The following is a 20525-nucleotide window of genomic DNA, read 5'->3' as shown; positions in this document are numbered from 1 at the left end:
TGACCGCGAAGGCCTGTCGGTCAGATCTGGCGGAGAGTGAACAGGTCACCCGGGGTGCAGCCGAGCACCCGACATACGGCGGTCAGGGTGGAGAATCGGATGGCCTTGGCGCGGTCGTTCTTGAGTACCGACAGATTGACGACGCTGACCCCGGCCAGACGCGACAGCTCGGCGAGCGTCATGCCGCGGGCTTCGAGGATCTCGCCGAGATGACACACGACGAGATGGTCGACGAACTCCTCGGCCATCAGACCAGACCATCGGCGTCGCGAGCGAGCTTGGAGCCTTGGGCGATGGTGGCGTAGACGAATTGCAGGAACGTGGACACGAAGATTGCGATCCAGAGGCCGGTGGCCGGCCGAGCGGTGTCCACGGTCCCGCTCAGCTCGAGTGCGCCGACGACGCTGTTGGTGCCGAGCATGTTCATGAACCCAGTGATGATGGGGTACGCGAGAATGCACGCGCCGATCACCACGACGTCGGTGCGTGCAGCGTTCACGAAGGGATTGCCGGTGATCACGCGATTGCAGAAGCGATAGAAGAACAGCAGGCCCACCAGGATGATCACCAGTCCGACGGCGAGGGATCCGTAGCGCATCACGTCGATGAAGCCCAGCAGCCGCGCGATCTCGGCCTTCGGAACACTGAGCTCGACCGAGTTGCCCGGTTGCAATTGGCCCCCGAACAACTCGACGGGTGGGGTGTTCCACTCGGGTTCGACCGTGGCGCTGACGTAGTCCGAGGAGTGGTATTTCCACATCTTCCAACCGGTCCAGCCCACGGCCAGGACCGCGTAGAACACCATCGCCGACTTGTTGGTCTTCATGGAACCCAGTCCGTACGCCATCCCGCCGCCTCCATATCGATAGTCGATAACAACGAATATCGATAACCTATCGAAAATCGATACGGTGTCAAGGGGTGGGCTGCCTCATCGGCGTAAGGCCGACTCCAACTGTCGCCCGATTTCGGCGACGAATCGGGTGGAATCGGCGGGCACGACGTCGATCGACGCGTGAGAACGAACGAGGTAGCGGCCGTCCCCGTCGAAGTCCATCCAGAAGAACGAGACGGCATCGGTATCGCGGCGGTGGTCGTAGGTGGCTCCGCGCGCGACGATCACCTCGCCGACTGCCGATCGCGGTCGGGCGAAGAACGCCTCGAACCTCTCGTCCGCAGTTGCGTTTCGAGTGGCCGTGGACAGGATAGCTCCGCTCGATGTGGTTGCGGTGCAGGGACGTTCGAGCGTAGCGGCCGCACGTCGTCCGGCCTGCACGGCCGGTACGGAATCGGCGATCCGTGCGGGGGCAGATGCCGGGGTTACCGTTTCGATCGTGACCGAACACTCCGGCCCAGGTCGTTGGGTCAGAACGACTGCGAGTTCGTGGGTCACCGCAGCATGAGCGCGTACCGAGGATTGCCCGAGATCGACGGTGTCGCTTCGGCATTCGATGCGAACAGCGGGGTCGATCACCACTCCGATGGCTGTTTCGAGCCGCTCGTCCACCAGCGCGTCGATCCTCGTCGACGCTTCACGCCGCAGCTGTCGGAGCTGACCCTCGGTATCGACGTCGACGGTGACGGCGAGAGGGTAGGGCAGCCGATCCCGTCCGAATCGACTGCAGAGCATCGCGAAATCCATGCCGCGCAGGGTCCACTGAGTCACCGTCAGCCGCCGAGCACTGGGGGTGCGACGAGTGGCAGCTCACCGATCAGTTCGCTGCCGTTGCCCACGTCGATCAAGTAGCCGGGGGTGGTGTGTTCACCGTCCTTGTCGCCGGTGCCACGACCTCCCGCCGCGCCCATACCGCCCACTCCGGGCATACCGTGAGCTCCTGCTCGACCGGCCGCGGACGCACTCGCGCCGCCCTGGCCGCCGCTGGAACCGCCGGAACCGATCGGTGACCCGAGAACAGAGCCGCCGTAACCTGCACCGGAACCCATACCGCCACCGGATCCGCCGCCTGAGCCGTTGAAGCCGGAGCCGCCGTAGCCCGAACCGCTGTAGCCCGAGCCGCTGTGGCCGGCACCGAGGGAGCCTGTCCCCGAGGAACCGCCGGCACCCACACTGCTTCCGAGTCCGCCGGGAGCATTTCCGGTCCCCTGGCCACCTGCTGCGGCGGCCCGGGTTTCCCCGGACCGATCTGCAGGCGGCAGCGGTCCGGATGGACTCGAACCCGGTTGCCCGGGGCCCGATTGTCCAGGCGTCGCGGTGCCGGCATCGGTCCGGTGCGCAGCCGACTGCGCTGCGGGATCGACGGCTCCTGCCGAGCCTGCGCCCCCACCGGACGTCGCACCGCCGCTCCCACTGGCGGCCGGGAAGCTGCCTGCCGGGAAACCGCCTGCCCAGCCGCCGGTGGAACCACCGCCTCCGCCGTCGACGGGATTGTGCGCCGTCGGCAATACCGGAACGTTGGTGTCCGACAGCACCACACCCGGTACGTACACCGATCGCATGATGCGACGCGCTTCGTTCTGCTGCTCTTCCTGCACTGCCGTCGCCGTCTTGGTGGCGAACGGAATGGGGAGCAGGGAACCGATCAGGGTGCTGCTCTCGGACGCCACCACCGGCGGCATTCTCGACTTGGTCTGCTCGAATCCCGCGTGTGCTTCGAGCAGCTTGTTCCCGATCAGGCTCATCGACGTGGCCAGCGCGGACGCGGACGAGACGTAATCGCCTACGCCGCCGCGAACGGCGTCGGACGTCGGCCCGGACCAGCCCGACGCCATGGCCGCCTCGATTCCCGTTCGGAAGCCGTCGGATCCGGAGGTGGCGGCGGCCGAGAGGTCGTTCCAGTTCTTGGACGAGGTCGCGATGGGATCGATGGCCAGAGACCCGACCATGCCCGCGATGTCCTCGTGTGACATCACCTCGAACGGTTCGGTGATCGTTACCTCGTTCGGTTCGTAGTCACCGCGGTAGTCGAAGGCTCCGTTCGCTTTCTCGAACGCCGCCCCAAGCATGGTGCCGACCAGCTCGGGCCCCACCGGGGTCACGAATATGTTGGTGACTATCCCGTCGATCGTCGCTTCGAGTTCCTCGTACGGATTCGCCATGCCCACCCCTTGCCACGCGCCTGTCCCCCCGACGAACTGTTAGACGCGCTGCGCTGTGGTTCGGTTCCGCAGCCACTCGAGAATTTCCTCGCTGGCCCGCACGCCGGAGGAATCGGTGACGGTCAACCCGGGGCGGGTGAACCCCAGCAGTTCCAGCTCGCCGTGCCGCGGCCGAACGGCCTCGTCGGCGGCCATGAGCATCTCGGCGTCCAGCGCGCCGTCACCGGCCGCGAACACGCCGGCCTCGGGGTCCAGAGCGCCGTCGTGGATCAGCCTGGATCGGACCTCGGCGACCGCGGAGCTCTTGCACACCGCGTTGGGCATCGTGTAGATCTTGCGACCCTGCTGGGAGACGTTCCAGTCGCGTGCCGCGCACCACTGCGACCAGTCCGAGACGAAGTCCGGCGGGACGGCGGTGACGTCGACGACGAGGTAGCAGAACAGGCCGTCGGCCTCGCGGTACTTGAGTACCCAGTCCTCGGAGACTCTCGATCTCAACTCCGCCCCGATGCCTGCCAGGTCCAGATGGAAGCTGTTGCGCCAGGCCGTATCCGGCTCGCCGTCGACGAGAATGTTGCCGCCGTTGCTGGTGATGGCGTAGCGCCACGGGGCACCTGGCAGGTCGATACGCTGGAACTGCTCGATGGTCCGGGTCGTCGTCGGAACCACTGTGACGCTCTCGCTCAACCCGCGGAGCAACGACATCGACCGAGTGCTCATGTACGACAACGGTTTACCCTCGTACAGCTCCACGCACTCGAACGTCTCGTCCAGTGGCACACCGAGCGCACCCTCGGAGAAGATCATCGTTCGATCGAGGTCGACGGCGACGAGGGCGCTCACGAGGCATCCTCGGTGGAGACGTTCTTGATCAGACCCATGCACGAGTAGGCGAGGTCGGGTACCACGTCGACCGGTACTCCCCTGGCGTCGGCGAGCATCCGAATATGTTGATGCTCGGGAGCATTCGCGTCGCGTACCAACACGCGCCACGGTACTCGGCGTAGCAGCACCCGCGTGGTCTCGCCGACGCCGGGCTTGACGAAGTTGACGTGCGAGATGCCGTACTCCTGGCGGACCTTCTCCACCGATGCCCATCCCGACCAGGTGGGAGTTCTGTCGGATGCGAGCACCGACGACACCGTCTCCGCGACCTCGTCACGCACGTCGTCGAATCGAGCCGTCACCGCGTCGAGCAGATGCCGTGACACATCGTCGGGGGCGAGGTCGGCGTAGTACTTCGCGCCGTGGAAGTCACCCGGACGAATCAGGCTGTCGTTGAGCACTGTTCGCGAAACGAGACCAGAGACGGTCGAATTCAGGCAGGCCGACGCGATGAGAAAATCGTCTCGGGTTCCGTAGGTGCGAGCGCAGTGACCGGGATCGGCGAGCACGGCCAGATCGTCGTCGAACTCCGCCTCCGGGAAGTCGCGCAGCGCCGCCGTGAGTTCGCGTGCGATGGCACCTTTTCCGGTCCAGCCGTCCACGAACACCACCGAGCGTGAATCGTGGTGCTCGGCGAGGTAGTGCAGAGCGACGCTGTCGATACCCCGATCGCGCACTATCGAGACGGCGTAGTGCGGTATCTCGATGCCGTGGGCGGCCAAAGCCCAGCGCCTCATCAGAATTCCCACCGGAGTACCGGCCCGCGCCAGTGACGCGAGCACGATGTCGTGTCCGCGCTCGGCGAGCACCACTTCGGTGACGGTTCCGACGGCGACCGCGAGCCGCGCTGCACTCTCGTGCAGTACCTTCTCGAACAGTTCGCGATACGCAAGATCGGGTTGGTATTCCACCGGCAGCGATTCGGCGTAGTGCGCCGCGCCGGCCTGAATTGCCTTCTCGCGCTCTGCCGTTGCTGCTTCCAGCGAGATCCCCGACAGGTCTTTGAGTAGCCAGGTCACCTCGTCGGGCGCGTACGAGCCGAACTCGGGACCACGCAGCGGACGGGCGCGTCTGGCGATCTCGAGCGCCTGCGGATCGGCACCGGTCACGACCACGACCAGCACGTCGGTGCCCGCCGCCGCGAGTGTCTCCGCCGCGGCGGAGAGTGCGTCGGTATCCGCGGGGGCATCGGCGACGAACACCAGGGTCGAGCCGGCCGGCGCGTCGGAGTTGTAGAGGTAGCGCAGAGAAGATTCGTCCTCGGGCGCTGCGAATTCGAAGCCTCGGCGCAGCGGGTAGCCCGCCACGTCGAGTACGTAGGCGGGCGAGCGGGTGGTCGTCTGGAACAGTGCGCTGTGTCCGCGTCGTTGCAGCGCTGCCGCCAGGCGTAACGGCAGGTACATCAGCTCCTCGTGCCCGACGACCACGACGGCACCCGAGTCGGGGAGCGACGCGTCGACGGTGGCCGCGACTGCTTCGATCGCGTCGTCGAACCCGGCTGCATCCGACCGGAGAAAGCCGTGACGGCCGCCCTCGGGTAGAGCTGCGGGCCAGTGCGCGTCGATGCGGTGTACCGAACCGGGCTGTGCAGCAACCGGATTGAACGTCGGATCGGGCAGGCTAAGAACTCTCTCCACGAGCCCGGGGGCCAGCTCGACCGATCCTCGAGCGAGGCTGACGTTGTCGATCACGACGCCCAGTTCGGTGGCCGTCGCTGCGGTCGCGTCGAGATGCTCGGCGCTACGCATGTCCACCAGGGATGCGATGACGTAGTGGGAACGCGCAGCCGTGGAATGGATCTGGCGGAGCGCATCGAGTGCGGTGGCTCCGGTCGATATCTCGTCGTCGACCAGAACGAGGGGTAGTTCGCCGCCGAGCAGGTCCGCCGAGGTCGGCATCAGCAGATGGTCGGTGGCGTGCGAGTGTCCTTCCTCGAACTCTCCGTGCACCGTCATGCCCGGGACCGTGCGGCGAGTCGAGTGCACGTAGCAGCGAGCATCGAGGGCGGTCGCCACCGTATGACCCAATCCCGTTGCCGTCTCGGCAAATCCGAGGACATCCACGTCGGAGCCGCCGACCGCCGCAGCGACCAGGCCCGCCAATTCGTCTCCCGCACCGATGACGACGTCCGGATCCACGGGTATGTGTTTGCCGAGCACTGTGGACACCAACAGGTGCGCCCGTCGAGGGTTGCGGCGTAGGCCGGGACGTACCAGTTGTCGCGCCGTCCACGACGACGAGGAACCGGTGTCGGTCAGGACGATGCCGTCGGCCGGGTTGTCGGTCATCGCTGAGCCAACGCTGTCAGTAGGTCCACGAACGTGATCCCTTCGTTGGTGACTCCGAATGCCCGGGCGCGGACCATCGTCTGCTTCGCCCAATTACGATGTGGTCCAAGCTCGTTCATCTTGTTCCGGTAGCCGGAGGCCTGCGCGCCGCCCTGATCGGAGGCCAGAATGTCGAGGGCGTCGTGGTATTCCTCGTGCGTCACTGCCGACAGCGCGTGTACGGCAGGAACGTGGGATGGATGGATGACGGTCTTGCCCTGGATACCGTTGGCGCGGTCGAGGGCGACCTCACGCAGCAGTGCGTCCAGGTCGCTGCTGACCAGTTGTTGCCGGAAACGCACGGCCTCCTGGTCGACGAACGGCGTCTGACGCAGCAGTGGACGGAACATGCGTTCGTGGTCCGCGAAGTACTCCCACACCGGCCCGGTGATGACGAATCCCGATCCGTCGTTGCGGCCCAGGTGGTTGACGATCGCGCTGATGACGTCGGCCACGACGCGGACGTCGTAGATCGTCAGGTCGCGGTCGCGGCGGATGCCGAAGTTACCGCACATGTCGGTGGCTCCGATGCGGACGGCCAACACGATGTCTCGGTACCGTCCCAGAAGCTCTCGGATGGCAACGAGTTCGGTGTCGCGTGTTTCGCGGTGGACCACCTCGGCCGACTCGAGAACCGGCATGGCCAGTAAGCGGGTGTTGTGTGCAGTGGATGCGGCGAGGATTTCGTCGAGGTATTCGGCTCCGGTTGCCGAGGTGAACTTCGGCACGACGAATCCGGCGAGTCCTGCGGCCCCGGGAGCCAGGCCGTCGCAGACCGTCCGAATCTGTTGGGCCGTGCGGGCTCGGACGAATACCAGCGCCTCCGAACCCGAGAGTTCGTTCAGAGTTCGGATGGTGTTTTCCACCGCGTACTGCAGATCGTGATCTGCGACTGCATCTTCGAGATCGATCACAATCGATCGAACGCCCTCGTCGGTGCGCTTGTGCACCGTCGCGGTCAGGTCCGCGCGGGTCGCGGGAATGTACAGCGTCGCACCGAGTGCTGTTGCTACGACGTTGTTTCCGTCGCTGACCGCGATGTCCTCCGGTTGCAGGAAGAACACGCGTTCGCGGGTGCCGGCGTCGAGATGGCGAAAGTGTTGCACCTTGATCCTTCGTGTGAATGCGGTCGGTGCTAGCTGCGCATGCGTTCGATCACGCCTGCGATGAAGTCCGAAATGGTAGCCAGATCCTGCAGATATGACCAGTAGTCGGGATGGGTACCCGTCAGTGCGTTGCTCGCCCTGTCGATCCGGGCGAGCTGAGCATCCAACACCGAGCCCCATTCGGCAACCAGACCGCGATTGATCGCGAGTTGTTGAGCGTCACGAAGTTTGAACCGGACCTTGTTCTCGGTCTCGCTCGGATCGGCTTTGACTGCGCGCAGCAGACGAACACGATCGGTTACGGCATCGACCAGGTGCTCGGCATCGGTCAGGTGCGACCGGGCCTGGGCGACGAGATCCAAGGCCTGCTCGGGGTTGCCCGTGTCGAGCGCCGAACGTGCCGCTCGTAGATCCTCGTCGGCCTGCTCGATGTGGCGTGTGCTCGATCGTTCGTTGTGCGATAGATCTGCCGAGCTCTTGGCATTGAATTCGCGAAGCAGGCTCGAGAACGCCGGCGCGATTCCCTCGGATCTCGTTCGTACGGCTTCGATTCGGGTCCGCACCGAGACCAGTGCGGTTCGGGCCTCCTGCTGGCGTCCGGGAGCCGAGCGAACCGCCTCGCGCAACGCAGTGGACCTGTCACGGACGACGGCGGCCTGCTCTCGCGCTCGCAGCGGATCCCGTCGAACATTATGCAATTGTGTTGTGGCGGAGTCCAGTTCGTTCCAGGCCTGCCGTAGTGATGGATAGGCGGCGTACTGCTCGTCGACGGTGGACCGCGCAGCGTCCGCCTCGGCCAGTGCGTCCTGCACCAGGCGCGGTGTGGCCGCGAATTGTGCCGAGGCGTGCTCGAGAGCGCCACGATGTGCCTCGTAGAAACGATCGACGGCGACGCTGGCGTCGTGCAGCAACCGCGTCGCGTTGTCGAATGCCGACCTGGCGGTGGCCGTGGTGATTCCGTCGAACTGTTCGACGGCAGCGAGATACGCTGCTCCGGCGTCGAAGCACAGCTTTTCGGTGTCGACCCATCGGCGGGCGAGTCCGTCCTCCGGACGCAGCGCGGTGGATGCCTCGACGCCGGCGGACGCGATGGACTGTCGCTTGTCCATGTCGAGAAAGGCGGCGACAGCGGCGTCCTGGGAACGACGCGCGGCGGCGTCCGATTCGGAACCTCGGCGAAACACCCCAGGCCAGCGACTTGTCACCTGTTCGATACTACCGACGGGAACCTCCGCATCACCGCGCTCGTTGGTCGAGTACGTCCAGAAACCGGACATTCCCACTACGGTTGTACCCGTAACGGGAAACCAATTGCGAAAGGACCTCTCAATGGGCGTCAGCCTCAGCAAGGGTGGCAATGTCTCGCTCACCAAGGCAGCACCGAACCTGACCGCGGTCGTGGTCGGCCTCGGTTGGGACATCCGCACGACGACGGGCACCGACTTCGACCTCGATGCCAGCGCCATCGCATTGAACTCGACGAAGAAGGCCCTGAGCGACGGGCACTTCGTGTTCTTCAACAACTTGAAGTCTCCCGACGGCTCGATCGAGCACACCGGGGACAACACCACCGGTGAAGGCGACGGAGACGACGAGCAGATCAAGGTCGATCTCGCCGCTGTGCCGCCGGAGATCGAGACCATCACGTTCCCCGTGTCGATCTACGACGCGGACGCACGCTCGCAGTCGTTCGGTCAGGTGCGTAATGCGTTCATTCGCGTCATCAACCAGGCCGACAACTCCGAGCTCGCTCGCTACGACCTCAGCGAGGATGCCTCGACAGAGACCGCGATGGTCTTCGGCGAGCTGTACCGCAACGGCGCGGAGTGGAAGTTCCGTGCGGTCGGTCAGGGCTACGCGTCCGGACTCGCAGGCATCGCTCGAGACTTCGGAGTAAACGTCTAGTAAAGACACTCCCAAGATTGGGGATACCCCCGCCTCGTCATTCATGATGGGCGGGGGTTTTTCCGTTTTGTCCCCCAACTTGGTCGCGCCTGCGGGCTCTGCTCCTAGTCAGAAAGGCCACTGACGTGGTTATGAGAATCTTCGGCTGGTCGATTGCGGTCACCATCGTGTCCGTCATCGTGGCCTTCTTGTACGGCGGACTTGAGGCGATGATTCTCGTCCTCATCCTCGGTGTCCTCGAGGTGTCCCTGTCCTTCGACAACGCCGTCATCAACGCCACCGTGCTGCGACGAATGAGCGAGTTCTGGCAGAAGATCTTCCTCACCATCGGCATCGTCATCGCGGTGTTCGGCATGCGGTTGCTGTTCCCGCTGGTCATCGTCTGGGCTGCATCGGGCCTCGGTCCGGTGGCCGCCATCGACCTGGCGCTCAACCCGCCCGCCGACGGTGCCGCAACCTTCCCGGACGGGTCGCCGAGCTACGAAACTCTGCTGACCGACGCCCATCCGCAGATCGCGGCCTTCGGTGGCATGTTCCTGCTGATGCTGTTCCTCGGCTTCATCTTCGAAGATCGTGAGATCACGTGGCTGAGCTGGCTGGAGAAGCCTCTCGCCCGGATCGGTCGCCTCGACCAGCTGTCCGTTGTCGTTGCCGGCCTACTGCTGGTCCTGAGCGCTGAATTCCTCGCCGACGACGACAAGATTTCCACGGTCATGGTCTCCGGCGTGCTCGGCATGATCACCTACATTGCCGTCAACGGTCTCGGCGAGCTGTTCCACATCGAGGAAGAGGGCGAAGAATCGTCCAGCGGCCCGAGCGAACTGGCGAAGGCGACCGGCAAGGCCGGCTTCTTCCTGTTCCTCTACCTCGAGGTTCTCGACGCGTCCTTCTCGTTCGACGGTGTCATCGGAGCCTTCGCCATCACCGCGGACCCGATCATCATCGCGCTCGGCCTCGGCTTCATCGGTGCCATGTTCGTGCGCTCGATCACGGTCTTCCTCGTGCGCAAGGGCACGCTGTCGGACTACGTGTACCTCGAGCACGGCGCGCACTGGGCAATCGGTGCCTTGGCCCTGATCTTGCTCGTGTCGATCGGCGTCCACATCAACGAACTGATCACCGGCTTCGTCGGAATCCTCTTCATCGGTGCCGCACTGATCAGCAGCATCCGACGCAACAAGCGTCTCGAGAGCGAAGGCGTGGACACCGAAGTCCACGTCTGACCTACGGTCTCGAACCACAACAGCTCGAAGACTTACAGCTCCGAGATGTCGACGAGTCCGTCCTGCAGGGCCCGGGCCACCAGCGCAGCTTTGGTCGGGGCGGACCGTCCGACGGACGTGTATTTCGCGCGGATACGCGTCAGGTGGGTGTTGACGGTTCCCAGCGACAGAAACAGTGCCTTGGCGACCTCGGTCTTGGAGTCGAGGCGAATCCAGCAGAGCAGTACCTCGATTTCACGATCGGTCAGGCCGGGCCGCGTCAGGAACGGGCCCGTCTGCTCAGCGGGGGGTACCAGGCTGATCAGTCCGCGAGCGAGCGGTGCGGCAGAGATGGAGTCGCTGTGTTCCGAGGGCATGGGATCGAGCAGTGCGGACATCAGTTCTCCCGAGGGCCGAGGCAGGTTGAGACGGTCTAAACCTGAGTCGACTTATTCTCACAGGTCGATCACAGACTCGCTGCCCTGATTTCTATGGGCATTTGAACCGTCAACTCCGAGGATGAGTCATGAATCGCGCTCGAACCGGTCATCAGTCCTGCGAGGGGAGCTCGGGCATCGGGAGCCACCCGTCTTCGACCGCGCGTTTGTACAGGTCGGTTTTGGTCGGAGCCGGACGCCCCGCCTCGGCGTATTTGTTGCGGATGCGCACGAGGTAGTCGTTCACGGTCTGTTCCGACAGTCCGGCCAGGCGGGCGACGCGTCCTGCCTTCTCGCCCGACGCGTAGAGAGCAAGCACCTCGCGTTGACGTGGGCTCAGACCGACGTCGGGCAGTTGCGGATCGCCGTCGATCGCCGCGGCCCAGTCCGTGGTGACCACTTGCCCGCCGCTCGCGGCTCGCCGGATCGCAGACACGATGGCCGATGCGGGCGCGGACTTGCGCACCACACCGAGCACTCCCGCGCGTGCAGCGGACCGAACCAGGAATGCGTTCTCGGCACCGGTGTACATCAGCACTCGTGATCCCGCGGCGTGCAACTGTTCCACGTTCGAGCGCGGAGACGATCCGTCGCCGAGGCGCAGATCGAGTACCACCAGGTCGAGCTGCTCTCGGTGGGCGAGCAATTCGTCCACGGTGGAGGCCATGATCACGAGATCGAGATCGGGTTCGTCCGCCAGCATGGCCTTGAGGCCGAGCGCGACGGATTCGTGGTCCTCGATCAAACCGATGCGACGTACCGCGGCAGTGCCGTCCTCGGTACTTCCCTGAGATTGCGACACCTGTGCCATGTCCCCGCCCCGCTCTGCGCCCTTGTTTCCCCAGCGCCCTGTTTCCCGAAGCTCTAGTGCCCCGGTGATGCCGTCACAGATGTCGTCGACGGACGGGGCGACGTTACCGACTCCGAGTCGGTTTCGCCCGGTTGGGCGAACCGCAGGCGAGCGCGGGCGAACATCACGAACAGCACCACCAGCAGCAGCGCTCGCCCCCAGACTCCGACGAGTACGAAGAATTCCTCGTCGTTGGCGTCGACGCCGGAGGCCAGTGCAGCGAAGTACTTGAACACTCCGATCCCCATCGACAGATCGACCATCAAGTACGCGGCGACGATCCCCCAGGGGATCCGAAGCAACACGAGGAATGGGAGCAGCCACAGCGTGTACTGGGGTGAGTGCACCTTGTGCAGCAGCATGAAGCCGCACAGCATCGACCCGCTCACGGCGACCCAGGGATAGGTGCCGATCACGTTCGCGCGCCGGAAGCCGAGCCACAGCGCGATCGCGAACGCGACGAACACCAGTAGCGGCGAGGCCACGTCGACGACCTTCTGGAACGACGCTTCGGCGTCGTTGTACGCGTCGGGCGTCATGCGGTCGTTGACGTAGAGGTGGCGCAGCCCCCAGTACCAGATGGAGTTGGTCGTCAGGTCCGCCTGGCGCAGCGACTGGAAGGTGAAGGACGCGCGCCAGCCCTCGTAACCAGTGACGGCGAACGGCAGGTTGACAGCGACGACGGTGGCGATCGCGGCTCCCGCGACCTGCAGCCCGCCGCGTATGTCGTAGCGGCCACGGACGGTCTCCGGTTTTTCTCGACCGTTCGTTCCGCCGGTGACGACATAGGCAATGAGCGGGAGCACGAACGCGCCCGGATAGATCTTGAGGCAGAAGCCGATCGCCAGCAGCACCGAAGCCACGATTGCCTTGCGCCGCAATGCAATCGGCAATGTCATGACGAAGATCGCACCTACCGCAGAGGCGACGACCGGTAGCTCCCAGTTGTGGAAGGCATACATCACCAGGGGTGGGGAGATGGACCACAGCAGCGCCGGCCAGCCGGCCATCCGCCCGAGCATCCAGGCGGTGAGAAGCCCGAACGGCGCCAGGATCAGTGCCGAGGTCAACAGGAACTGCGCGTCGGTGTGGGCCGGGATCGCGCCGAGCCACATCAGCAGACCGCTCAGAACCGGATACTCGACCGTCCCTCCGGTGAGGATTCCGTCGCTCGTGATGGCCCCGTGGATGTAGGGAAATATGTGATTGTCGATATCGCGGCCCAGCCACAGGAACTGGATGTCGGAGTAGCAGACGGACGAGTCCTTGATGACGTCGAACACCGTGCTGCGTCCGGACTCGTCGAACGGTGCGACGGCGCAGCGGGCCTTGTTCAGATATCCCAGAATCAACCCGATTGCTGCCATCGCGACGACCACGACAACCGTCGTCGGACTGGCGCGGACCCCGGATCGCATGGTGCAAGAGTATGACGAGCGAATGCCCGACTGTGCGCCCAGAGGGAATTAGCAGGTCAGGGCCCTGTCGTGTATCTTCGAGGGGTTGCTGACGCAACGACCCTCCTGCCACGGATAGTCCGTGGCCGTTTTCACTAGTCCACAGGAGGTGATGAGGTCTTATGCGTCATTACGAATTGATGGTCATTCTCGACCCCAATCTGGACGAGCGCACTGTCGCTCCGTCGCTCGATACGTTCCTCAACGTCGTTCGCAAGGATGGCGGCACCGTCGACAAGGTCGATGTATGGGGCAAGCGTCGTCTGGCTTACGAGATCCTCAAGCATGCCGAGGGCATCTACGCCGTTGTGAACCTCAACGCCGAGCCTGCCACCGTCAGCGAGCTGGATCGTCAGCTCGGACTCAACGAGTCCGTGTTGCGTACGAAGGTCCTGCGACAGGGCAAGTAATTGTCGGTGTCCGGCCCTAGGCTGGCACTCACAACGCTTACTACTGAAAGAGGAACCATGGCAGGCGAGACCGTCATCACCGTCATCGGAAACTTGACGGCTGATCCAGAACTTCGATTCACCCCCGCCGGTGCGGCAGTTGCCAACTTCACGGTTGCATCCACCCCGCGCACATTCGATCGTCAGACGAACGAATGGAAAGACGGCGACGCGCTCTTCATGCGCTGCAACATTTGGCGCGAGGCAGCGGAGAACGTTGCCGAGAGCCTGACCCGAGGCTCACGAGTGATCGTGAGCGGACGGCTGCGGCAGCGTTCGTACGAGACGCGCGAGGGTGAGAAGCGGACAGTCGTCGAGCTCGAAGTCGACGAGATCGGACCTTCACTTCGCTACGCCACCGCAAAGGTCAACAAGGCCAATCGCGGTGGAGGTGGCGGCGGAGGCGGCTTCAACTCCGGCTCGGGTTCCTCCGGCGGATCGGGCGGCGGCCGCTCGAACTCCTCGTCCAACTCCGGTTCCGGTGGAGACGACCCCTGGGGCAGTGCCCCGGCGGCGTCGGGCTCCTTCGGCGGACGTGGCGGAGACGAAGAGCCACCGTTCTAGATCCTTCGATCGAGAACAACCAGATGTAACGGAGAAAGACCCATGCCCAAACCGCCATTGCGCGACAAGGTGCTCAAGAAGAAGGCGTGTTCCTTCTGCAAGGAAAAGAACACGGCGATCGATTACAAGGACACGACGTTGCTGCGTAAGTACGTCAGCGATCGCGGAAAGATCCGTGCTCGCCGTGTCACCGGCAACTGCGTCCAGCATCAGCGTGACGTGGCCGTTGCCGTGAAGAACTCGCGTGAGGTAGCACTGCTGCCTTACGCCGCGACGGCTCGATAGAAAGGGGCGATTGGTATGAAACTGATCCTCACCGCTGATGTGGACAACCTCGGTGCGCCTGGCGACACCGTAGAGGTCAAGGACGGCTACGGCCGTAACTTCCTGCTGCCCCGCGGATTGGCCATCCAGGCCACCCGTGGAGCTCAGAAGCAGGTCGACGGCATTCGCCGCGCTCAGGAAGCTCGGGCCGTTCGCGGCCTCGAGCACGCCAACGAGCTCAAGCAGGCCATCGAGGGCCTCGAGTCCGTCACGCTGTCTGTCAAGACTGCCGGCGACTCGGGCAAGCTGTTCGGCTCGGTCACCGCGTCGGACGTCGCTTCTGCACTCAAGGCTGCCGGTGGACCGGTTGTCGACAAGCGCAGCATCGATCTGCCGAAGGCTCACGTCAAGAGCACGGGCAAGCACGACATCGTCGTGAACCTGCATCCCGACGTGACCGCCAAGTTCAAGCTGGAGGTCGTCGGAAGCTGATTTTCAGCTTTCGGCCCGAAACGGCTGCAAGAAACCCCACGAACTTCGGTTCGTGGGGTTTTTTCGTGCCATCTCACAAAATTCAACTGTCACAACGGTTTCCAAATTGTGAAGGATCTCTCTCGGTTCCACCTTCGGCCGAGGTTTGCGTACCCTTTACTTGGGGGCGACATTCCAAGCCGGAACACGATCGACCGACCTGACGCCTAGACGCCCGGAGGAACTGCCGTGACAACGACAGCAGAGCACGATTCAGAACCCAGTCCGAAGACCCGATCCGAGCCGCCGTCTCGGGTCGGGTCGATAATCAAGTACGACCTACCAGCCTCGCTGGTCGTTTTCCTTGTGGCAGTGCCACTTTCGATCGGTATCGCTGTCGCCTCCGGCGCTCCCATCATGGCCGGCCTCATCGCAGCTGTGGTCGGCGGCATTCTCGCCGGTATTCTCGGCGGATCGCCGTTGCAGGTCAGTGGTCCGGCTGCGGGTCTGACTGTGGTGGTCGCCGAGTTGGTCAATCAATTCGGTTGGGCCACAACATGTGCCATCACGGTGTTGGCCGGCCTCGTCCAGGTCCTGCTGGGTATGAGCCGCATTGCTCGTAGTGCACTTGCCATTTCGCCGGTGGTCGTTCACGCGATGCTCGCCGGCATCGGTATAACCATTGCGTTGCAACAGATTCACGTGCTGCTCGGCGGTGAATCCGAGAGCTCCGCGGTACAGAACCTGCTCGCCATTCCGCGTTCCGTGGCCGACGGCCAATGGCCGTCCATCGTCGTCGGCGGCATCGTCGTCGTGCTGATGTTCGCGTGGCCTCGACTGGCCGGCGTGTCCAGTGTGATGGCCAAGGTCTCGAAAGTGCCTGCGGCACTGGTTGCAGTGGTCACAGCCACCGCGGTCTCGATCTTCTTCTCGCTGGACGTAGAGCGAATCGAGTTGCCGGGCAACCTTATCCAGTCTCTGAGCTTCCCGATCATGCCCGACGGTCAGTGGGGCGCATTCGCCACCGGTGTCATCACCATCGCGCTGATCGCCAGCGTCGAAAGCCTGCTGTCCGCTGTCGCCGTCGACAAGATGCACAGCGGCGAGCGCACCAACTTCGACCGCGAATTGATGGCGCAGGGTGCGGGCAACATGGCCTCCGGTGCCATCGGTGGGCTGCCGATCACCGGCGTCATCGTGCGTAGTGCGACCAACGTCAAGGTCGGTGCCAAGTCTCGCGCGTCGGCGATTCTGCACGGCGTGTGGATTCTGATCTTCTCGGTGCTGTTCATCTCGATCGTCGAGCTCGTGCCGTTCGCGGCGCTCGCCGGTTTGCTCGTGATGATCGGTGTGCAGCTCATCAAACTGGCCGACATCAAGATCGCGAACAAGACCGGTGATATCGCTGTCTATGCAGTCACGGTGCTGGGTGTCGTGGCGCTCAACCTGCTCGAGGGAGTGCTGATCGGCCTGGCGCTCTCGATCATCCTGGTTCTGCGACGCGTGGTGTCGGCGAAGATCCGGGCCGAGGAAACGGTCGACGGAACCTGGCGGGTGACGATGGAGGGCTCGCTGAGCTTCCTCGCGCTGCCACGACTGACTCGGGTGTTGGCCACGGTGCCCGCAGGCACGTCCGTCACCGTCCATCTCGGAGTCGATTTCCTCGACCATGCAGTCCACGACGCGTTGAACGAGTGGGTTCGCCAACACGAAGCGACCGGTGGTTCCGTGCGGGTCGAGGAGGTGGGCACGGCATCGATGGCTGCGGCCACCGAAGGGCCACCGCGGCGTGGATCTGCCACCGTGCGCAGCTCGTTGGCACCGTGGCGGGCGTGGCAGCTCAAGAGCGACGACACGCAGGAGGATTCGCCCGCCGCTCTGCGTCCGGTGTTGAGCGGAGTGGCCGAATATCACCGCACTCATGCCCCCAACATTCGTCCGCACCTGGAAGGTCTGACCGAGTCTCAGGACCCGGACACGCTGTTCCTCTGCTGCGTCGACTCTCGCGTCATGCCGAACACCATCACCAGCAGCGGCCCGGGTGATCTGTTCACCGTGCGCAACGTCGGCAACATGATCCCCACCCAAGGTCAGGATTGCTCGGTGGAGGCAGCTCTTGCCTTCGGCGTCGACGAAGTGGGTACGTCGTCGGTCGTGGTGTGCGGCCATTCCGGCTGCGGTGCCATGAAAGCGATTCTCGGCGGGGCGGAGAACGCCGCCGATCCGTCGGTGGTGGAGTGGCTCGGGCACGGGCGGGCCAGCCTGGACGCGTTCCGCAGTGGGCACGCGGTGGGCCGTCAAGCGGCGGAGCTGGGCTTCGGGGAAGCCGATCAGCTGGCGATGGTCAATGTCGCGGTGCAGCTGCAGACGTTGACCCGTCACCGGGTGGTGGGACGGGCGAACGCGGAGGGTCGTCTGCGGATCACCGGCCTCTTCTTCGACATTCCGTCGGCCCGGGTGCTGCAGATCGGTACGAAGGAAATCACGGTTCTCGACCCGGCTCTGTGCCCGCAGAAGGCCGATCTCTGACGGCCTGTTCGAGCGAAGTACGAGGGCCCGATTCCCGACGGGGATCGGGCCCCTCGGCTCGAAAACCGGCATTAAGACTTTTTCGGTGTGAATTTCCAGCCGGTGTGACGTACTTCACCATGGAGTTCACTCGGCATTTACTCAACACGCCCGAGTTGTCAATTCGGCCGACACGCCGCCCCCAGAACGATGCACAGGCAAAAAACTTTATGTACACGCCTTGACGTGGAGGAATGGCACAAACTCCAAAAGTTATACCCAGGTTATCCCCAGACGGTCAACACCGTTGTTCAACATGATCCACATTTCATCCACAGATCCATCCACAGGCTGTGTTGTGACTCCTGGCGATACCGCTTAACGTCCCTCCAGCGTCTCTCTCGATGCCGTCGAACGGTGCCGGGCAGCGCGGATCCGGTACCGAACAGGACCTGTCGGTGCCCGGGGGTAGAACTTGCTTGACCGCACGTCCGGGTGTTATCCGGGCCGTGCTCGGACTATGGGGAGAGGACGGCCGGTTCGCGTGGCAGTTGTGGACGATCGAGGACAGTCCGACTACTCCGGCTCCTCCTCCAGTGAAGGTCCGGGCGAAGACTTCGGGCGACAGCCGCCACAGGACATGGCCGCCGAACAGTCCGTGTTGGGCGGCATGCTGCTGAGCAAGGATGCCATCGCCGACGTGCTCGAGGTGCTCCGTCCAGGCGACTTCTACCGGCCGGCACACCAGAACGTCTACGACGCCATTCTCGATCTCTACAGCCGCGGTGAGCCTGCCGACCCGGTGACTGTCTCGGCCGAGCTGGATCGCCGCGGCGAGCTCAAGCGCATCGGCGGTCCGCCGTACCTGATCACGCTGACTCAGACGACGCCCACCGCCGCCAACGCCGGGTACTACGCCGAGATCGTGGCGGAGAAGTCCATTCTCCGGCGGCTCGTGCAAGCCGGTACTCGCATCGTGCAGTTCGGTTACGCCGGAGCCGACGGTCAGGACGTCGCCGAGGTCGTCGACCGCGCGCAGGCAGAGGTGTACGAGGTCACCGAGCGCCGCACCTCCGAGGACTTCCTCCCCCTCGAAGAGCTGCTGCAGCCCACGATGGACGAAATCGACTCCATCGCCAGCCGTGGCGGTATCTCCCTCGGTGTGCCGACCGGATTCGCCGAACTCGACGAAATCACCAACGGTCTTCACCCTGGTCAGATGATCATCGTGGCGGCTCGACCTGGCGTAGGTAAGTCGACCCTAAGTATGGATTTCATGCGTTCGTGCTCCATCAAGCACGGTATGCCCAGTGTGATCTTCTCTCTGGAGATGAGTCGCACCGAGATCGTCATGCGTCTGCTGTCCGCAGAGGCGAAGATCAAGCTCGGTGACATGCGTTCCGGAAAGATGACCGACGACGACTGGACCAAGCTGGCCCGTCGAATGAGCGAGATCAGCGAAGCACCGCTCTTCGTCGACGATTCGCCCAACCTGACGATGATGGAGATTCGAGCCAAGGCGCGACGCCTCAAGCAGCGCAACGGTCTGAAACTCATTGTGGTGGACTACCTTCAGCTGATGTCGTCCGGCAAGAAGGTCGAGTCACGTCAGCAGGAGGTCTCGGACTTCTCCCGTCAGCTCAAGCTGTTGGCCAAGGAACTCGAATGCCCGGTGGTCGCGGTCTGCCAGCTCAACCGTGGTCCCGAGCAGCGAACCGACAAGAAGCCGATGGTCTCGGACCTCCGTGAGTCCGGCTCACTGGAGCAGGACGCCGACATGGTGATTCTGCTGCACCGCCCCGACGCCATCGAGCGCGACGACCCCCGCGGCGGCGAGGCCGACCTGATCCTCGGCAAGCACCGTAACGGTCCGACCGCGACAATCACTGTGGCACACCAGCTGCACCTGTCCAGATTCGTGGACATGGCGCGAGGCTAGGGACAGCGACGCTGGTCCAACGCTAGGTCGCGTATTCTTCATGGGGTTCAGACCCCATCACCCAACCCAATACATCGACGAAAGTAATCATGCCCGAGGACCAGAACGCAGACGTTCCACCGAATCATCTCTCGATCGATCCGAGCAGCCGCTTCTACAGCGAAGAGGTTCTTCGCCGTGACGTGGGCATCCGCTTCAACGGAGTCGAGAAGACGAGCATTCGCGAATACAACGTGTCCGAGGGTTGGGTGCGTGTCGAGGTCCCGACCGCGAAGGATCGCTACGGAAACCCCATGCTCGTCAAGCTCAAGGGCACGGTCGAACCGTACTTCCGCGACGCGAAGTAGCGGAGTAGGTACCGAACACCTCGCCCTGGCGTTCGGTACCTACTGATCAAAGTCGATAACGGATCAGTCGCGAACTGTTGCCGACCACCGCGACGGACGAGGCGTTGTGCAGGATTGCCGCCAGCACTGGTGACAGCGCACCACCGGCGCTGACCGCCAAGCCGAGAGCGTTGACGGCGATGGACATTCCGTAGTTCTGACGGATGACCGATACCGAGTGCCGGCCGAGGTCACGTACGTCGAGCAGACGCGACAAGTCGTCGCTTGCCAGTGCCACGTCCGCGGTCTCGACGGCAACGTCGGTGCCCGCCAATCCCATTGCGATTCCGATATCGGCGACGGCGAGAGCAGGGGCATCGTTCGTACCGTCACCGACCATCGCCACGATGTAGCCCGCGTCTTGCAGTTCGCGGACTGCTTCGAGCTTTTCGTCGGGCATCACTTCGGCACGCCACTCGGTGATGCCGAGTTCCGCGGCGACCGCCGCCGCTGTCTTCGGGTGGTCGCCGGTGAGCATGATGATGCGTTCGACACCGTCGGCTCGAAGCGCGTTCAGAACGGCGGATGCGTTGGTACGGACCTCGTCGCGCAGACTGATCAAGCCGACGAGTACGCCGTCGACGGCCAGCAGCAGCGGAGTCTCGGCCTCGTCCTGTAGCCGCGAAACCCATTGCTGCGCATCCTCGGACACCGCGACGTTCTCGCTGCGCAGTAGAGATGGACTGCCCAGGAGCAGTGTCCGTCCGTCTGCGACCGT

The 20525-nt window shown here is 63.9% G+C and carries 21 protein-coding genes; 9 read left to right on the top strand and 12 right to left on the bottom strand.

Features of this window, described 5'->3' with window-relative positions; all coding sequences use genetic code 11:
• Positions 1-20: 20 nt before the first annotated feature.
• The 8 genes from E4P29_RS12190 to E4P29_RS12155 all read right to left on the bottom strand — a co-directional run bounded on the left by E4P29_RS12190 (position 21) and on the right by E4P29_RS12155 (position 8484).
• On the bottom strand, positions 21-248 hold the full coding sequence (locus E4P29_RS12190; protein ID WP_027495068.1) for a helix-turn-helix transcriptional regulator: 228 nt from the start codon (positions 246-248) through the stop codon (positions 21-23).
• Positions 248-847, bottom strand: coding sequence for a hypothetical protein (locus tag E4P29_RS12185; protein WP_245154282.1), 600 nt, complete (start codon positions 845-847; stop codon positions 248-250). Before E4P29_RS12185 ends, E4P29_RS12190 begins: the two co-directional genes overlap by 1 nt.
• Positions 848-931: 84 nt before the next feature.
• The gene (locus E4P29_RS12180) at positions 932-1666 is read right to left on the bottom strand and encodes an ESX secretion-associated protein EspG (RefSeq protein ID WP_135044998.1); all 735 of its coding nucleotides are present in this window, start codon (positions 1664-1666) and stop codon (positions 932-934) included.
• Between the two features lie 2 nt (positions 1667-1668).
• Complete coding sequence (locus E4P29_RS25930; protein WP_167735464.1) at positions 1669-3057, bottom strand: PPE domain-containing protein; 1389 nt, start codon at positions 3055-3057, stop codon at positions 1669-1671.
• A 39-nt stretch (positions 3058-3096) separates the two neighbouring features.
• Positions 3097-3900, bottom strand: a complete 804-nt coding sequence (locus tag E4P29_RS12170) for an HAD family hydrolase (protein ID WP_167735463.1) — start codon at positions 3898-3900, stop codon at positions 3097-3099.
• On the bottom strand, positions 3897-6230 hold the full coding sequence (locus tag E4P29_RS12165; RefSeq protein WP_135044996.1) for a phosphoribosyltransferase: 2334 nt from the start codon (positions 6228-6230) through the stop codon (positions 3897-3899). The genes E4P29_RS12170 and E4P29_RS12165 overlap by 4 nt, the downstream gene beginning before the upstream one ends.
• Entirely contained in the window at positions 6227-7375 is a 1149-nt protein-coding gene (locus tag E4P29_RS12160; RefSeq protein WP_135044995.1) for an HpcH/HpaI aldolase/citrate lyase family protein, read from the bottom strand. Before E4P29_RS12160 ends, E4P29_RS12165 begins: the two co-directional genes overlap by 4 nt.
• 29 nt (positions 7376-7404) lie before the next feature.
• Positions 7405-8484: a hypothetical protein gene (locus E4P29_RS12155; protein WP_135045419.1), complete on the bottom strand. Its 1080-nt coding sequence runs from the start codon at positions 8482-8484 to the stop codon at positions 7405-7407.
• Positions 8485-8704: 220 nt separating this feature from the next.
• Here E4P29_RS12155 and E4P29_RS12150 point away from each other — a divergent pair, with 220 nt between their 5' ends.
• Both E4P29_RS12150 and E4P29_RS12145 read left to right on the top strand, forming a co-directional pair.
• A complete protein-coding gene (locus tag E4P29_RS12150) occupies positions 8705-9280 on the top strand; it encodes a TerD family protein (protein ID WP_027495074.1) in 576 nt (191 codons plus the stop codon).
• 125 nt (positions 9281-9405) lie between these two features.
• The gene (locus E4P29_RS12145) at positions 9406-10503 is read left to right on the top strand and encodes a DUF475 domain-containing protein (protein WP_135044993.1); all 1098 of its coding nucleotides are present in this window, start codon (positions 9406-9408) and stop codon (positions 10501-10503) included.
• Positions 10504-10535: 32 nt separating this feature from the next.
• Here the strand turns inward: E4P29_RS12145 and E4P29_RS12140 are convergent, their stop codons facing one another.
• From E4P29_RS12140 to E4P29_RS12130, 3 genes are all read right to left on the bottom strand, one after another.
• Positions 10536-10880: a LuxR C-terminal-related transcriptional regulator gene (locus tag E4P29_RS12140; RefSeq protein ID WP_135044991.1), complete on the bottom strand. Its 345-nt coding sequence runs from the start codon at positions 10878-10880 to the stop codon at positions 10536-10538.
• A gap of 151 nt (positions 10881-11031) precedes the next feature.
• Positions 11032-11730 (bottom strand): response regulator transcription factor, encoded by a 699-nt coding sequence (locus E4P29_RS12135; RefSeq protein ID WP_135044989.1) that lies wholly within the window; start codon positions 11728-11730, stop codon positions 11032-11034.
• 53 nt (positions 11731-11783) lie between these two features.
• On the bottom strand, positions 11784-13187 hold the full coding sequence (locus E4P29_RS12130) for a hypothetical protein (protein WP_135044987.1): 1404 nt from the start codon (positions 13185-13187) through the stop codon (positions 11784-11786).
• Positions 13188-13348: 161 nt separating this feature from the next.
• Here E4P29_RS12130 and rpsF point away from each other — a divergent pair, with 161 nt between their 5' ends.
• The 7 genes from rpsF (at position 13349) to E4P29_RS12090 (ending at position 19768) form a co-directional block, all read left to right on the top strand.
• Positions 13349-13636, top strand: coding sequence for a 30S ribosomal protein S6 (gene rpsF, locus E4P29_RS12120; protein ID WP_008711385.1), 288 nt, complete (start codon positions 13349-13351; stop codon positions 13634-13636).
• Positions 13637-13693: 57 nt separating this feature from the next.
• On the top strand, positions 13694-14239 hold the full coding sequence (locus E4P29_RS12115) for a single-stranded DNA-binding protein (RefSeq protein WP_027495079.1): 546 nt from the start codon (positions 13694-13696) through the stop codon (positions 14237-14239).
• A 42-nt stretch (positions 14240-14281) separates the two neighbouring features.
• The gene (gene rpsR / locus E4P29_RS12110; protein WP_027495080.1) at positions 14282-14524 is read left to right on the top strand and encodes a 30S ribosomal protein S18; all 243 of its coding nucleotides are present in this window, start codon (positions 14282-14284) and stop codon (positions 14522-14524) included.
• A 15-nt stretch (positions 14525-14539) separates the two neighbouring features.
• On the top strand, positions 14540-14995 hold the full coding sequence (rplI, locus tag E4P29_RS12105; protein WP_027495081.1) for a 50S ribosomal protein L9: 456 nt from the start codon (positions 14540-14542) through the stop codon (positions 14993-14995).
• 303 nt (positions 14996-15298) lie between these two features.
• Positions 15299-17503: a bifunctional SulP family inorganic anion transporter/carbonic anhydrase gene (locus E4P29_RS12100; protein WP_245154313.1), complete on the top strand. Its 2205-nt coding sequence runs from the start codon at positions 15299-15301 to the stop codon at positions 17501-17503.
• Positions 17504-18026: 523 nt separating this feature from the next.
• Entirely contained in the window at positions 18027-19421 is a 1395-nt protein-coding gene (gene dnaB / locus E4P29_RS12095) for a replicative DNA helicase (protein ID WP_027495083.1), read from the top strand.
• 89 nt (positions 19422-19510) lie between these two features.
• Positions 19511-19768, top strand: a complete 258-nt coding sequence (locus E4P29_RS12090) for a DUF3297 family protein (protein ID WP_135044983.1) — start codon at positions 19511-19513, stop codon at positions 19766-19768.
• 46 nt (positions 19769-19814) lie between these two features.
• Here E4P29_RS12090 and E4P29_RS12085 read toward each other — a convergent pair.
• On the bottom strand, positions 19815-20525 hold a 711-nt coding region (locus tag E4P29_RS12085; protein WP_135044981.1), incomplete at its 5' end, for an HAD-IC family P-type ATPase.

This window comes from Rhodococcus sp. 1R11 (assembly GCF_004563845.1).
Classification (GTDB): Bacteria; Actinomycetota; Actinomycetes; order Mycobacteriales; family Mycobacteriaceae; genus Rhodococcoides.
The sequence above is the reverse complement of the archived record's forward strand: the minus strand, read 5'-3'. Positions and strand labels throughout refer to the sequence as shown.